At 73.0% G+C, this 13709-nt stretch carries 12 protein-coding genes; 2 read left to right on the top strand and 10 right to left on the bottom strand.

The window, feature by feature from the left end; all coding sequences use genetic code 11:
* Positions 1–26: 26 nt before the first annotated feature.
* The 3 genes from aroA to ACFZBB_RS09820 all read right to left on the bottom strand — a co-directional run bounded on the left by aroA (position 27) and on the right by ACFZBB_RS09820 (position 3240).
* Complete coding sequence (gene aroA, locus ACFZBB_RS09830) at positions 27–1262, bottom strand: 3-phosphoshikimate 1-carboxyvinyltransferase (protein ID WP_391119657.1); 1236 nt, start codon at positions 1260–1262, stop codon at positions 27–29.
* Between the two features lie 98 nt (positions 1263–1360).
* The gene (locus ACFZBB_RS09825; RefSeq protein ID WP_391119655.1) at positions 1361–2560 is read right to left on the bottom strand and encodes a cytochrome P450; all 1200 of its coding nucleotides are present in this window, start codon (positions 2558–2560) and stop codon (positions 1361–1363) included.
* 56 nt (positions 2561–2616) lie between these two features.
* Positions 2617–3240: a bifunctional 4-hydroxy-2-oxoglutarate aldolase/2-dehydro-3-deoxy-phosphogluconate aldolase gene (locus ACFZBB_RS09820; RefSeq protein ID WP_391119653.1), complete on the bottom strand. Its 624-nt coding sequence runs from the start codon at positions 3238–3240 to the stop codon at positions 2617–2619.
* 438 nt (positions 3241–3678) lie between these two features.
* Here ACFZBB_RS09820 and ACFZBB_RS09815 point away from each other — a divergent pair, with 438 nt between their 5' ends.
* Positions 3679–4029, top strand: coding sequence for a hypothetical protein (locus ACFZBB_RS09815; protein WP_391119651.1), 351 nt, complete (start codon positions 3679–3681; stop codon positions 4027–4029).
* Here the strand turns inward: ACFZBB_RS09815 and ACFZBB_RS09810 are convergent.
* From ACFZBB_RS09810 to ACFZBB_RS09795, 4 genes are all read right to left on the bottom strand, one after another.
* Positions 4001–4807 carry an arylamine N-acetyltransferase gene (locus ACFZBB_RS09810; protein WP_391119649.1) on the bottom strand — a complete coding sequence of 269 codons (807 nt, stop codon included), beginning with the start codon at positions 4805–4807 and terminating at the stop codon, positions 4001–4003. The genes ACFZBB_RS09815 and ACFZBB_RS09810 overlap by 29 nt on opposite strands.
* A 46-nt stretch (positions 4808–4853) precedes the next feature.
* Positions 4854–5753 carry an aminoglycoside phosphotransferase family protein gene (locus tag ACFZBB_RS09805; RefSeq protein WP_391119647.1) on the bottom strand — a complete coding sequence of 300 codons (900 nt, stop codon included), beginning with the start codon at positions 5751–5753 and terminating at the stop codon, positions 4854–4856.
* 113 nt (positions 5754–5866) lie between these two features.
* Positions 5867–7414: a lysyl oxidase family protein gene (locus ACFZBB_RS09800; RefSeq protein WP_391119645.1), complete on the bottom strand. Its 1548-nt coding sequence runs from the start codon at positions 7412–7414 to the stop codon at positions 5867–5869.
* 159 nt (positions 7415–7573) lie between these two features.
* Positions 7574–8119, bottom strand: coding sequence for a CchlQ (locus tag ACFZBB_RS09795; protein ID WP_391119643.1), 546 nt, complete (start codon positions 8117–8119; stop codon positions 7574–7576).
* 188 nt (positions 8120–8307) lie between these two features.
* Here ACFZBB_RS09795 and ACFZBB_RS09790 point away from each other — a divergent pair, with 188 nt between their 5' ends.
* Positions 8308–9441, top strand: coding sequence for a Rieske 2Fe-2S domain-containing protein (locus ACFZBB_RS09790; protein ID WP_391119641.1), 1134 nt, complete (start codon positions 8308–8310; stop codon positions 9439–9441).
* 160 nt (positions 9442–9601) lie between these two features.
* Here ACFZBB_RS09790 and iolD read toward each other — a convergent pair whose 3' ends face one another.
* Genes iolD through iolC form a run of 3 tightly spaced genes read right to left on the bottom strand, consistent with a single transcriptional unit; the run spans position 9602 to position 13319 of the window.
* A complete protein-coding gene (gene iolD, locus ACFZBB_RS09785; protein WP_391119639.1) occupies positions 9602–11467 on the bottom strand; it encodes a 3D-(3,5/4)-trihydroxycyclohexane-1,2-dione acylhydrolase (decyclizing) in 1866 nt (621 codons plus the stop codon).
* On the bottom strand, positions 11464–12360 hold the full coding sequence (gene iolB / locus ACFZBB_RS09780) for a 5-deoxy-glucuronate isomerase (RefSeq protein WP_391119637.1): 897 nt from the start codon (positions 12358–12360) through the stop codon (positions 11464–11466). The genes iolD and iolB overlap by 4 nt, the downstream gene beginning before the upstream one ends.
* Positions 12357–13319: a 5-dehydro-2-deoxygluconokinase gene (gene iolC, locus ACFZBB_RS09775; protein WP_391119635.1), complete on the bottom strand. Its 963-nt coding sequence runs from the start codon at positions 13317–13319 to the stop codon at positions 12357–12359. Before iolC ends, iolB begins: the two co-directional genes overlap by 4 nt.
* Positions 13320–13709 lie beyond the last annotated feature (390 nt).

The raw sequence follows: 13709 nt of genomic DNA, 5'->3' as shown, positions 1-13709 counted from the left end.
GGGCGGGGTCCGGCACGGAGCGTCGGTCACACGCCCCAGTCGGCGCGCACCGAGGCGAAGAAGGAGTGGAAGTCGGGGAAGGTCTTCTTGACGCAGCCCGGCTCGTCGAAGGTGGTGCCCGGCGTGCGCAGCCCGGCGACCGCGAAGCTCATCGCGATGCGGTGGTCCCCGTGGCAGGCGATCTCGACGGGCGCGGGGGTCCCCGGCGCGATCTCGATCCAGTCGCGTCCCGTGGTGACGGTGACACCCTGGCGCCGCAGATTCTCCGCGCACGCCTCCAGCCGGTCGCATTCCTTGACGCGGGTGTTGTAGACGTCCTCGATACGGACCGGCCCGTCGGCGAAGGGCGCGATGGCCGCGAGCGTCGGCATCGTGTCCGAGATGTCCCGCATGTTGACGGTGAGACCGCTCAGGCGGCCCGTGCCGGTGACGGTGGTGGCGTCCGGGCCGATCTCGACGTCGGCGCCCATCCGCCGCAGGACGTCCACGAAGCGCAGGTCGCCCTGGAGGGCGTCGGCGCCGAGCCCCGGCACGGTCGCGGTGCGGCCGGACAGCGCGGCGGCGGCGAAGAAGTAGCTGGCCGTGGAGGCGTCGGGCTCGATCGGGTAGTCGACGGCGCGGTAGCCGCCCGGCGGCACCACGAAGGTCGCGCCCTCGCGCGCCACCTCGACGCCGAAGCGCCGCATCATCGCCAGCGTGATCTCCACATAGGGCGCGGAGACCAGGTCCGTGACGTGGATCCGCAGCCCCTCGTCCATCAGCGGCCCCGCGAGCAGCAGCGCCGTCAGGAACTGCGACGACAGCCCCGCGTCCAGGTCGATCGCCCCACCCTTGAGACCGTCCGCGACCACCGTCAGCGGCAGATGCCCCTCGGCCTCCTCGTGCGTCAGGTCCACGCCCAGCGAGCGCAGCGCCGTCGTGAGCGGCGCGACCGGGCGGCGGCGCATCTGCGCGGACGCGTCGAAGCGGTACGTGCCGTGGCCCGCGGCGGCCAGCGCGGGCAGGAAGCGGGCCGCGGTGGCGGCGTCACGGCAGTACACGTCGGCCTCCGGCACGGCGGGCCCCGACGGGCGGCCGGTGATCCGCCACGCCTGCGGGTCACGCTCGACGCGGTACCCGAGCCGGGTCAGGCCCTCCGCGAACCCGTCGGTGTCGTCCGACAGCAGCGGCCGGCGCAGCACAGTGGTGCCCTCGGCGGCGGCGGCGAGAAAGAGCGCCCGGGCGGTCACCGACTTGGAACCGGGGACGGCGACGACTGACACGGGGTGCCTCCTGGCAGGTAAGGGGCGCGCGCGTACGGCTCGGCCGCCGCCGTGATTCTAGAGGCTGCCCCCGCAAGGGCCCTGTCCGGGGAGAGCTGTCAGAAGGTCACCGGGAGGCGGTGCACACCGCGGATGAGGAGGCCGGGGCGCCAGGTGAGGGCGGCCGGGTCGGCGGCGAGCGCCAGGCCGGGGCAGCGGTCGAGCAGGGTCCTGACGGCGATCCGGCCTTCGAGCCGGGCCAGCGGCGCGCCGAGGCAGTAGTGGATGCCGTGGCCGAAGGCGAGGTGCCCCTGCGGGGAGCGGCGGATGTCGAACGTGTCGGGCGCCGGATAGCGGCCGGGGTCGCGGTCGGCGGACGCGAGGGCGATCAGGACGGAGTCGCCCGAGGGGACGCGTACGCCGCCGATCTCCAGGGACTCGCGGGCGAACCGCCATGTCGTGGTCTCCACCGGACCGTCGTAGCGCAGCATCTCCTCGACGGCGCCGTCCAGCAGTCCGGGGTCGGCGCGCAGGGCGGCGAGCTGGTCGGGGTGCCGGAGCAGGGCGAGGACGCCGTTGGCGATGAGGTTGACGGTCGTCTCGTGCCCGGCGACCAGCAGCAGGAAGGCCATGCCCACCAACTCGTCGGACGAGAGCCGGTCGCCGTCCTCGTACCGCGTACGGATCAGCGCGCTCAGCAGGTCGTCGCGCGGCGCGGTGCACCGCTTGTCCTCGATCAGCTCGACCAGGTACTCCGACATGGCCTGGACCGCGTCGGCCTCGGCCTCGGGGCCGGTGGGGCCGACGATCTCGTTGGACCAGCCGCGGAACGCCTTGCGGTCCAGATCGGGCACGCCGAGCAGTTCGCAGATGACGGTCATCGGCAGCGGGAAGGCGAGGGCGTCGACGAGGTCGGCGCTCCCGCCGGGCAGCATCGCCTCGACGAGGTCGTCGGTGATCGCCTGGACCCGCGGGCGCAGCGCTTCGACCCGGCGCGGGGTGAACTCCCGTGACACCAGCTTGCGCAGCCGGGTGTGCCGGGGCGGGTCGGCGTCCAGCATGTGGCTGGCGAAGCCGCCCGAGACGTCGCCGCCGGGCAGCAGCGACTGCCAGTTCTTGCTCAGCCGGGTGTCGGCGAGCGCGGCGCGCGCCTCGTCGTGCCCGACGACCAGCCACATCGCGCCGGCGTCCGCCGTCCGGACGTGGTGGACGGGGCCGCGCTCGCGCAGCCGCGCGTAGACGGGGTACGGGTCGGCGGTGAAGTCCTCCCCGTACGCGCGGGCGTAGACATGCAGATCCACCGTCTCCGGTGTGCTCACAGCTCCCCCTCGGGTCCGCGTCCCCCACGGACCAGCCTAACCAGGAAGCACGGCGTTCAGGCGGTGTCCGCCAGCCGTTCCAGGAGCTCGGTCAGCCGTTTCGTCACGGTCTCGCGGTCGCCCGACGTCAGCGCCGAGCCCATGCCGACCGCGACGGCGCCCGACGCGACCCACGCGGGCGCGTCGGCCACGGTGATGCCGCCGCAGGGCAGCAGGGCCGCCTGCGGCATGATCGCCAGCACGTCGGTGACCCACGCGGGGGTGAACGAGGTGGCCGGATAGAGCGTCAGCGCGTCCGCGCCCAGCTCCATCGCCCGCACCACCTCGCCGGGCGTGGCGACCCCGGGGAACACCGGTACGCCGTACCGGTGGCCGGTCTTCAGCACGTCCTCGTCCAGGCTCGGCGACAGCAGGAACCGCGCGCCCGCGTCGATCGCCATCCGCGCCGACACCGCGTCCAGTACGGTCCCCGCGCCGATCACCGCGTCGTCCCCGACCTCGCGCACCAGCGTCGTCACCGCCTCCAGCGCGAAGGGCGTCGTCAGCGAGATCTCCAGCGTCGTCAGCCCCGCGGACAGCAGCGTGTCCGCCGTCGCCGCCGCCTGGTCGTAACTCTCGCTACGGATCGTGGCGAACACCCGCTGCGCCAGTGCGGCTCGCGTGGTCTCCCAGCGGTACACGGCGTATCGCCGTCCTTCCTGAGGCTGCGGGCTGCTGCGCGGGCGCACCGAAGCGCGCGGGCGCGAACGGACCGTGCGCCGGTGGGGCGGTGCACGCGATCAGCACGGTACCGGCAGCCGCCTCGCCTTTCGGCGGGGGTGGGGGCAGCTGTCACCGCAACGTGACATGAGAGGAGCATGAGACCTGCGGTAAGCCTGCCCCCCATTCCGCCCCGCACCCACCCCCTCCCAGGGCGCGCCCTCGTACCCCCACCTCGCGACGGTGGAGGCGCCCATCTTTCAGCGCGCGGCGTCCCTCAAAGCCTGGACCTGCGCCGGCGGAACGCACCTTCCTGTGCCCCAGAAGGGGGCGGCTCGCCGGGGGGAACGGTTTTGCGGGGAGAGGACGGCGCCGGCCGTAGCTTCGGGGGAGGAGAAGCCGACCTTGGGAGGGGCCGAATGCGCACGCGTACCGCCGCCGTCGCGTTGACGACGAGCCTGCTCGCGGCAGCGACGTGTCTGCCTGACGGAAGCGCCGCAGCCGCGACCGGCAGGTTCTCGTACACGTTCATGACGCGGCAGGGGCCGCTGACCAGTGTGTTGACCGACCCGCCGAGCGGTCAGTGCCTCGTGCTGCCGGAGGTGATCGGGCCGAGGGCGTACGGGGCGGCGTACGCGCCGTGGAACGAGACGGGGGAGACAGTGCGGGTCTATACGGGGGCGGACTGCACCGGCGGGTACGCGACGCTGCGCCCGCACAGCCGTCGCGCCCCGGAGCAGGTCACGCTGCGGGCGGTGTGGGTGGGGTGACGGCGGGCTCTCGGGGGAGGTCGAGCGAGAAGTGCGTGCGGTAGGCGGCGAGCACGGCCTCGGCGTCGGGGAGTTCGCGCTCCTCGCGCGTGCCGGAGGCAGTGAGGACGAGGGTGCGCCCGCTGAGCGTGGCGCGCCCCTCGGGGGTGAGGCGGGAGCAGATGAGGGACGTGCGGAAGTGCGAGACGGGCGAGGTGCGCTGCCACCAGCAGGTGGCCTCGAAGTCCGCCAGCAGCCGGGGCCGCCGTTCCAGCAGATACTGCGGCTCACCGTCGCGCACGACGACAAGATCCCCCGCGTCCGAGTGGGCGTCGGCGTCGGCGATCCGGAACACCCCTCCCGGATCGCCCTGTTCACCCCGCTCGGCGTAGCGCAGCGGAAAGTGACTGTGGCGGCCGAAGCCGACATCGGCCAGCCACGTCTCGCCGTCCGCCGTCCGTACCCGCAGCGCGAGATGGTCGTACGGCGGCCCGACGCGGCCGTCCTTCCCGTACACCCGCGCGGCCAGCAGCTCCACCCCGTAGCCGAGCGAGCGCAGCAGCGCGCTGAAGGCGCCGTTCAACTCGTAGCAGAATCCACCCCGTCGGTCCGTGACGACCTTCTCGAAGAGCGCGGGCTCGGTGAGCACGATGTCCTGGCCGAGGTGGATCGACAGGTTCTCGAAGGGGACGGTGAGCTGGTGCCGCAGGTGCAGATCGCGCAGCCCCGCCGCGTCGGGGACGGCGGGCCGTTCGGCCCCGATGCGCTGGAGGTAGGCGTCGGCCTGCGAGGAGTCCATGCGCTCCTTTATACGTCCGCACGTCGAGGCATCGGGATCCCGGCCCTCAGGCGAGCAGGTCCGCCAGGACATCCGTGGCCCGCACCACCCAGTCCGGATCACCGTGCCGCCGCCCCCACACCGCGGCCGTCACCGCGCGGTACTGCGCCCAGCGGCGGGCCCGGTCGCGGTCGATCCCGGCCGCGTCGGCGAAGACCGCGACGCGGCGCAGCAGGGCCGCCTTGAGGTCGGGCGCCGCCAGCAGGTCCTCGTAGCGGCCACGCAGCAGCGTGGCCGTGTCGTACGCCGGGTCGCCGACGTACCCCTTGGGGTCGATGGCCAGCCACGGCTCGCGTGCGGAGGCCAGCACATTGGTGAAGTGCAGGTCGCCGTGGACGAGGGTGTCCGGCTGGTCGGGGCCCAGCTCCGCGAGGGTGGCGAGCGCGGCGTCGACCGTACGGGCGGGCAGCGGCTGCGCCAACTCGGCGAGGTCCGCGCGCAGTTCGGCCGCCCAGGTCTCCGCCTGGTCGCGCAGCCTGGGCAGTTCGGCGGGCGCGGGCACGGCCAGCCGCCGCGCCAGGGCGCCCGCGAGGGCCACCGCCTCGTCCACGTCGGGGACTTCGGCGAGCGAGCGCGGCTCGGCCCGCTCCAGCAGCATCGCGAACCGCGCGTCGTCGCGCGCGTACAGCCGGACGGCGCCGCGCCCGCGCCACACGGCGAAGGCGTCCGGCTCGTGGACGTTCCCGGGGTGCGGGAAGGACACCTTGAGGACGGCGGACCGGCCCTCGCCGTCGCGTACCGGCAGCACCACGCCGACCTGCCCGTGGACGACGGCCGCCTCCGGAACGCAGTCCCAGCGCTGGAGCAGTTCGTCGACGAGCGTCGGCAGCCCGGCGATCCACTCGCGGCCCCGGTCCGCCTCCCGCGCCACCGTGCCGCGCGCGAAGTCCTCGGGAATCTCGACCATCACGTCACCCTAGGGCCTGCGGCCCGCGCGCGAAGGACGCGAAGGACGCGAAAGAGGGGCCCGGCCGCGAGGAGGGGAGGCGGCCGGACCCCGGATGGTCAACACGCGCTGGATCAGGGCGCGTTGACCAGCTCGTACGCGGGCACCTTGACCGTGCGGTGCCCCGGCGTGCCGCCCAGGATCACCTTGCGCAGCGCCACGTTGTTGCCGTAACTGCTCTCCTTGAGCCGGTGGTCGGGGTTGGCGATCACCTGGATGTAGTACGTGCCGTTCGCCAGCTTGCTGATGTCGAAGGACTGGCCGGGGCGGTACTGCGAGTACGTGTCGCCGTTGCCGACGTCCAGCACCTCGCGCACCGACAGCGCGCTGTGCTCACCGCAGGCGGTCGCCAGATCGGTGTTGTTCGGGTGCCAGTTGGCGTTCTTCACCGTGTAGTCGATGGCGTCGGTGTTGGCCAGGCAGAACGCTTCCTTGCCGCTGCGGACGATCAGCTTCTTGTCGGAGCTCAGCAGCCGGTAGCTGGCGAAGTCCGAGAAGTGCCAGTGCTGGTGGCCGACGCGCGGGTCCCACTCCATGGTGCCGGTGGGCGTGTAGCCGACCTGCTTGCCCTTGGCGTCGTAGAAGTACTGGTAGGCGTCCATCTTCTCCTTGCCGGGCGTGCGGAAGCCGTCCACGACCAGCGGCGCCGGGCCCGCGTCCCACACGGTGGCGCTGAAGGCCAGGTAGTCGGTGCCGGTGGCCGGGGTGTCGCCCTCACCGCCGTCGCTGCCGTCGGTGATCGCGATGCCGTACGCGGGCAGCGCCCGCAGGTCCGGCTTCGGCACGTTGGACGGCACGCCCGCGGCGCCCGTCGGCCGGTGCGCGTCGGCCCTGAGCGTGCGCGGCACGGAGCCCGCGCGCGGCTGTCCGCCCGGCAGCGCGGCCGACATCCGCGACCGCGCCGCGCCCGACCCGTCCTGCACGGTCCGCACGGTCACCTTCACCGTCGGCTGGTCGTTCGGGATACCGAACACGTCCCGGTACTTCTTCGCCACGGAGATCTTCGCGGTGTACGTGCCGGCCTTCAGGTCGACCCCGCCGTCCGGGCCGATGCCCTGCGAGGCCGCCGCCGCCCAGCCCTTCTGGACGCCCCACACCGAGCCGAGCGTGAACGGGTTGTCGGAGCAGCCGTCCGGGTACGGCGAGGTGGCCGGGGCGTCCGGACGGATGCGGCCCGACGCGGAGTTCGGGCAGAAGGTGTCGCTGGTGCTCGCGACCTTCACGCCCTTGCTGTTGGTGATCGTCACCTGGAGGAAGCCCGGCAGCCCGGCGAAGTCCTTGACCAGCCCGGCGGGCAGCTTCTTCGTGACCGTCTTCGAGCCGCTGTGCGTCACCTGCGCGACGACCACCGGGTCCTTGTACGACTTACGCGTCACGCGGAGTTCGAACGGCGCCTTGTCGGCGGTGAGGTACGCGCCGAGGTCCAGGTAGACGCCGGTGTCGCCGTCGTAGCGGTCAGCGGTGATCGAGGTGGAGGCGGCCACCAGCTTCAGCTTGGGGGTCACGGGCGTCGCCGCTCCGGCGCCGGGTGCGGCGCCGACGCCGCCCGCGACCACGGCGAAAACCGCCGCGGCCACGAGAGCCGAGCGCCTGAGACGTCGGCTGCCTTGGGTATGCGTCATCGAATTCCTCGCGTCCAGGTGCGGTTGGGTCTACCTGCGAACAGGGACGCGAGCGCGCACAGGTTGCCGCGCGGACGAAAGAACGCCAATTTCTGTCCGGATAATGCCTTTACGGCATGTCGGGTGTCCGTGGGCCGCGCCGGGTGCCCGTTTCCGGAATCAGCTCGCGCCGAGCGCGGTCCGGCAGATCGGGCACCGGTCCTTGCCGTCCCACTCGGACCAGCCGAAAGCCTCCGGTGAAAGGGAAAGACCTTCCAACTCCCTGCGCACGGCGACCCGGTAGGTCCACACCGCGCCGAGATAGGGGTGATAGACCTCGTGGAAGGCGACGGACGTCGAAGCGGCCCCCGCCGCGACCGCCCGCTGAACGGCGCGCAGGTGCTCGAACATCGCCTGGCCCGCGCCCGCGACGGCGGTGGAGGCGTCGATGAAGAGCCGCTCGCGCGCCTCGTAGATCCCGGCGTCGTCGAGCGCGGCACGCGACGCGGCGTCCACGTCCGGCTCCGCGCCCGGATTCTGGGCGATCCGGCGCAGGCCCGCGTGGCAGACCCCGGTGGCGCTGATGAAGTCGATGTAGACCGCCCGGCGCCGCGCGTCGGTGCCCCGCCCGTCCTCGTGACGGCGGCGCAGGTGGTCGGCGAGCACGGTGCCGGAAATGGCGATGCCACCGCCGCTGAGCGTCGCGACGAGCGTTCCCCAGTCCACATCTGCCCCCAGTGATGTTCCGCGCCGCCGGTCCCCGTGCCGGACCCGGCGGAATTCCGCCGCCGGTCCCGGAGATGATCACGAAATCGGCACCGGAAATCTACGCGTGGACGCGGACTTGACCAAGTCATGACGATTTGGTGGGGCCGCCACGCGAACGTACTGACCGGTACGTTCGTATTTCTGGTATGACGCTCCCGCAGACGAAGCCCCCATTGCGCAAATACCGCGACGTGGCACCGGAGGAGGACGTCCCCACCACCCGCACGACCGGACTCGACCCGGACTTCTGGTATCCGCTCGCCCGGTCCCGCGCCCTCAAGAGCGGCAAGACGCTGGCCGTGAAGTACGCCGGGACGGAGATCGTCCTGGTCCGGCCGGAGAAGGGCGCGCCGTACGCCCTGGAGGACCGCTGCGCCCACCGCCAGGTCCCGCTGAGCATGGGCGTGGTGAAGGACGAGCGACTGCTCTGCGGCTACCACTGCTGGACGTACGACCGCACGGGCGCGTGCGTGAACATCCCCTATCTGGACCGGAAGCGGAAACTGCCCAACGGCGTGCGCAGTTACGCGTGTCGCGAGGCGTACGGATTCGTCTTCGTCTTCCCCGGCAATCAGGAACTGGCCGAGGTCACGCCGATGCCGGAACTGCCCTCGTACGCCGACCGCCGGTACAAGACGCGCGTGCTCGACCGGGACATCGCCTGCCACTACTCGTTCATGCACGAGAACCTGATGGACATGAACCACCAGTTCCTGCACCGCAGTCTGATGGGCCGGATCCGGGCCAAGCTGCTGGACGTCCGCGAGGGCGAGGACTGGCTGGAGGCCGACTACTCCTTCTCGCGCACCGAGGGCAAGCAGTCCCTCGGCGAGCGCCTGATCATCGGCAGCGGCAACGACGACAAGTACGCGGACCTGATGACGATCCGCACCGGCTACCCGTACCAGACGCTGCGTTACTGGACCGACGGCAAGCGCGAGGAGCCCCCGGCCCTCGACCTCTGGAACGCCTACATGCCCACCGACCGGGCCCAGCACCACAATCACACCTACGGCCTGATCATGATCCAAAAGCCCCCGGTCCCCGGCGTGATCCACCTGCTGTGGCCGGTCATCACGCTCTTCACCGAGGGCATCTTCGGCCAGGACCGCGTCATCGTCGAGGCGGAACAGCGCGCCTACGAGACGCAGGGCGCCGACCTCAACAACGAGGTCTTCCCGATCATCCAGTCCCTCAAGTCGCTGCTCGCCCGCAAGGGCGTGCCGATCCCGGCCGCCGCATGCGGCGGTCCGGCCCAGGGCCCCTCGGACACGCCCTAAGGCGTGTCCGGCGGATCACGAACGGCCCCTTCAGCGCCTGGCACGCACGCCCGCCGCGTTGCCGGAATACCCGAATAGCTCCGCTATGAGGCCGTCCCGGCGCCTTGCGCTCGCACGCGCCAGGCGCCGCCTGGACCGCCCGTGATCCGCCGGACACGCCCTAGAGGCGGGGCCGGGTCCCGGGTGCCGGGCGCGCCCGGTCGTACGCCTCGCGGGCGGCCCGCGTGGCCGGGCGGTCCGACACCTCGGCGACCGGGACGTCCCACCACGCCTCGGCGCCGGGTCCGGGCCGCGCGGGGTCGGTCTCGACGTACACGGCCGTCGCCCGGGGCGACTCCCGGGCGGCGGCCAGCGCGGCGCGCAACTCCTTGGCCGTACAGGCGGTGAAGACCTCAAGGCCCAGGCTGGCGGCGTTGGCCGCGAGGTCCACCGGCAGCGGCTCGCCCGCGAAGGACCCGTCAGGGGCGCGGAACCGGTAGGCGGTGCCGAAGCGTTCGGCGCCGACCTGCTCGGACAGGCCACCGATGGAGGCGTATCCGTGGTTCTGGACAATCACCACATTGATCGGGACGCCCTCCTGGACGGCGGTCACGACCTCGGTCGGCAGCATCAAGTACGTGCCGTCGCCCACGAGCGCGAACACCTCGCGGTCGGGCGCCGCCAGCTTCACGCCGATCGCGGCCGGGATCTCGTACCCCATGCAGGAGAAGCCGTACTCGACGTGATACTGCCCCACGTCCCGTGCGCGCCACAGTTTGTGCAGGTCACCCGGCAGGGAACCGGCCGCGTTGACCACCACGTCCCGGTCGTGCAGCACCGCGTCCAGCGCCCCGACGACCTCGCTCTGCGACGGCGGTCCCTGGCCGTCGCCGTCACCGAAGGCCGCGTCCGTACGGGCGCGCCAGTCGGCCAGCGCGCGGCGCGCGTCGGGGGTCCGCGCGGGTGCCTGATGGCCCGTCAACTCGGCGGCCAGGGCGGCGATCCCGGCCCGCGCGTCGCCGACCAGCGCCAGTCCGGCCATCTTGTGGCCGTCGAAAGAGGCGACGTTGAGACTGACGAAGCGCGCGTCGGGCGCGAAGAGCGCACCGGACGCCGTGGTGAAGTCCGTCCAGCGGGTGCCGACGCCGAGCACCACGTCGGCCTCCCGCGCCGCCGCGTCGGCGGGCGCCGTACCGGTGTGCCCGATGCCGCCGAGCGCCTGCGGATGGTCCCACCGCAGCGCGCCCTTGCCCCCTTGCGTCTCGGCCACCGGAATGCCGGTCGCCGCCGCCAACTCGGCCAGCGCGGGCGCCGCTTCGGAGATCCGCACCCCGCCGCCCGCGACGATCAGCGGCCGACGCGCGCCGCGCAGCAGGGCGGCGGCCTCGGCCACCGCGTCCGCGTCCGGCACGGGCCGCCGCACATGCCAGACCCGCTCGCGGAACAGCTCGTCCGGCCAGTCGTACGCCTCCGCCTGCACGTCCTGCGGCAGCGCCAGCGTCACCGCGCCCGTGTCGACGGGGTCGGTCAGCACCCGCATCGCCTGGAGCAGCGAGGCGGGCAGCATCTCGGGCCGCCAGATCCGGTCGAACCAGCGCGACACCGGCCGCAGCGCGTCATTGACGGTGATGTCGTACGCCCACGGCACTTCGAGCTGCTGGAGCACCGGGTCGGCGGGGCGGGTCGCGAAGACGTCACCGGGGAGCAGCAGCACCGGCACCCGGTTGATCGTCGCGAGCGCCGCGCCCGTGACGAGATTGGTCGCGCCGGGACCGATCGACGTCGTGCACGCCATCGCCGAGAGCCCGTGCCGGGTCCGGGCGTAGCCGACGGCCGCGTGCACCATCGCCTGTTCGTTGCGCCCCTGGTGGTACGGCATCGCCTCAGGACCGGCCGCCAGCAGCGCCTGGCCGACCCCCGCGACATTGCCGTGTCCGAAGATGCCCCACATCCCGGCCACCGACCGGTGGCGCACGCCGTCCCGCTCGGTGAACTGGACGGACAGGAACCGGACGAGGGCCTGTGCGACGGTCAGTCTGACGCTCATACGGTGCCGCCCTCCTGCTTCGTGACCGGCGCCTCGTACAACGGCAGCCGGGGGTCGGGGAGTTGGTCCGCCCATGACGCGCGGACCCACGCGTGTGCCGGGTCGTCGCTGATCAGCCAGGCCCGTTCGGCGCCGGGGCCCGCCATCACGTTCAGGTAGTACATGTCGTAGCCGGGGACCGCCATGCTCGGGCCGTGCCAGCCGTCGGGGATCAACACCGCGTCGCCGGTGCGGACTTCGGCGAGGACGTCGGTGGCACCGGCGGGGGAGGGGTAGACGCGCTGGTAGCCCAGCGCTGCCGGGCCGCCGCCGAATTCGTAGTAGTAGATCTCTTCGAGGACCGACTCGTGCGGGCCCGCCTCGTCGTGCTTGTGCGGCGGGAACGACGACCAGTTTCCGCCCGGCGTCAGCACCTCCACCGCGATCAGCCGGTCGCAGGCGAAGACGCCCGCCGCCGCGAAGTTGTTGACCTGGCGGCTCGCGCCGCCCGCTCCGCGCAGCTCCACCGGCACCGCGGAGGCCGGGCCGTACCGCGCGGGCAGCCGCCGCTCGCAGCGCGCCCCCGCCAGCGCCAGGCGGCTGCCGCCGGGGCTCACGACGGTGACCTCCGCGTCGCGCGGCACATACGCGAAGTCGCTGACGCCGGTGAACACGCTGACGCGGCCGCGCAGTTCGAAGGCGGCTTCGGTGCCGTCGGCCTGCGTCACCGTCACCGCGCAGCCGCCCGCCAGCGGCAGCACGATCCACTCGCTGTCCCCGGCCGCGAAGCGGCGCAGGGCGCCCGGCGCCAGGGTCAGGGTCCGCAGGGACGAGTACGACCAGCCCGCGACGGCCGGATCCACCCACAGGTCGAAGCCGTCCTTTTCCGTGGTGCCCGCGGCCAGATGGGTCACTGGGGCTCAACTCCTTCGGCGGGCGCGGTGGGCGCGGCGGGCGCGGTGGGTGGCGCGGGCTCGCGCAGCAGCTCGTCGATCTCCCGGCGGGTCGGCATCGCGTCGGCGCACGCCAGGCGGGAGGCGACCAGGGCGCCGGCCGCGTTCGCCGCCCGGAGCACGTCGGGCAGCGGCGCCCCGGACAGCAGGCCCGCGCACAGGGCTCCGCCGAAGGCGTCACCCGCCCCGAGGCCGTTGACGGCCTTCACCGGGACCGGCGGCACCGAGTGCTGCTCGCGGGCGGTTCTGCCCAGTACCCCGGCCGGGCCCTGCTTGACGACCGCCGTCCGCACGCCGTGCCGCAGCAGCAGCCCGGCCGCCGTCTCCGGGTCGCGGCTGCCGACCGCGATCTCCGTCTCGTCCAGATTGCCGACGGCCATCGTCGCGTACGACAGCGCGCGGGCGTACAGCGCGGGGGCCTGCGCCGGGTCCTCCCAGAAGCCGGGGCGCCAGTCCAGGTCGAACCACACCTCGCCGCCCTCGCGGGCGTCCAGCGCCGCGAAGACGGTCGAGCGCGTCGGTTCCACCGCCAGGGCCGAGCCGGTGATCCACAGGGCCCGCGCCGTCCTGACCGCCGCGCGGTCCAGCGTGTCCGGTTCGAGGCACTGGTCGGGCGCGACCGGGCGCCGGTAGAAGTAGATCGGGAAGTCGTCGGGCGGGAACAACTCGCAGAACACGACGGGGGTTTGCACCCCGGGCACGGTCGTGACCAGCTTGTCGTCCACGCCGAAGCCTTTGAGCGCCGTGCGGACGTACGTGCCGAACGGGTCGTCACCCACGCCCGTCAGCACGGCCGTTCGCAGCCCGAGGCGGGCCGCTGCCACCGCCACGTTTCCGGCCGTCCCGCCGAGCGATTTCGCGAACGTCCGCACCTCCGCGAGCCCCACCCCGCTCTGCTCGGGATAAAGGTCCACCCCCACCCGCCCCAAGGTCACCACGTCATACGCCCCGCCCCCGGGAGGGTTCTCTCCCCCGCCCGCCCGCCCCTGTGTCCTCAATCGCCCAACGGGCTCAGAGAGTTGGGGCGGCGAGGCGAGGGGATCTGGCTGGGCGGATTGGGGCGGAGAGGGCACCGGGTCTGGCTGCGGGGGTTGGGAGGGAGGGGGAGCGGGGTGCGACTGCGGGGGGCAGGGGGGAGACGGGGTGTGGCTCGGCTGCGGGGGCTGGGATCGGGATGCGGCGGGGCGCGACTGAGCGGGGTGGGGTGGGGCGTTGCCGGCGGCGGGCGGCCGGTGAGGGCGGGTCACGTCGGCCTGGGTCGCGCGCCCGCTTGCGCGCGCATTGTTCGCAAGGGGCTGGCTCCCGTCGGT

Origin of the sequence: Streptomyces sp. NPDC008139, assembly GCF_042957025.1 — a bacterium.
Classification (GTDB): Bacteria; Actinomycetota; Actinomycetes; order Streptomycetales; family Streptomycetaceae; genus Actinacidiphila.
Note: the sequence above shows the minus strand (reverse complement) of the source record. Positions and strands in the feature narration are given on the sequence as shown.

Bases quoted from the DNA above. Each gene is read 5' to 3' on its own strand.
- ACFZBB_RS09790 (WP_391119641.1), top strand. From the start codon at position 8,308: ATGACGCTCCCGCAGACGAAGCCCCCATTGCGCAAATACCGCGACGTG.
- ACFZBB_RS09805 (WP_391119647.1), bottom strand. From the start codon at position 5,753: ATGGTCGAGATTCCCGAGGACTTCGCGCGCGGCACGGTGGCGCGGGAG.
- ACFZBB_RS09815 (WP_391119651.1), top strand. From the start codon at position 3,679: ATGCGCACGCGTACCGCCGCCGTCGCGTTGACGACGAGCCTGCTCGCG.
- iolD (WP_391119639.1), bottom strand. From the start codon at position 11,467: ATGAGCGTCAGACTGACCGTCGCACAGGCCCTCGTCCGGTTCCTGTCC.
- ACFZBB_RS09800 (WP_391119645.1), bottom strand. From the start codon at position 7,414: ATGACGCATACCCAAGGCAGCCGACGTCTCAGGCGCTCGGCTCTCGTG.
- ACFZBB_RS09810 (WP_391119649.1), bottom strand. From the start codon at position 4,807: ATGGACTCCTCGCAGGCCGACGCCTACCTCCAGCGCATCGGGGCCGAA.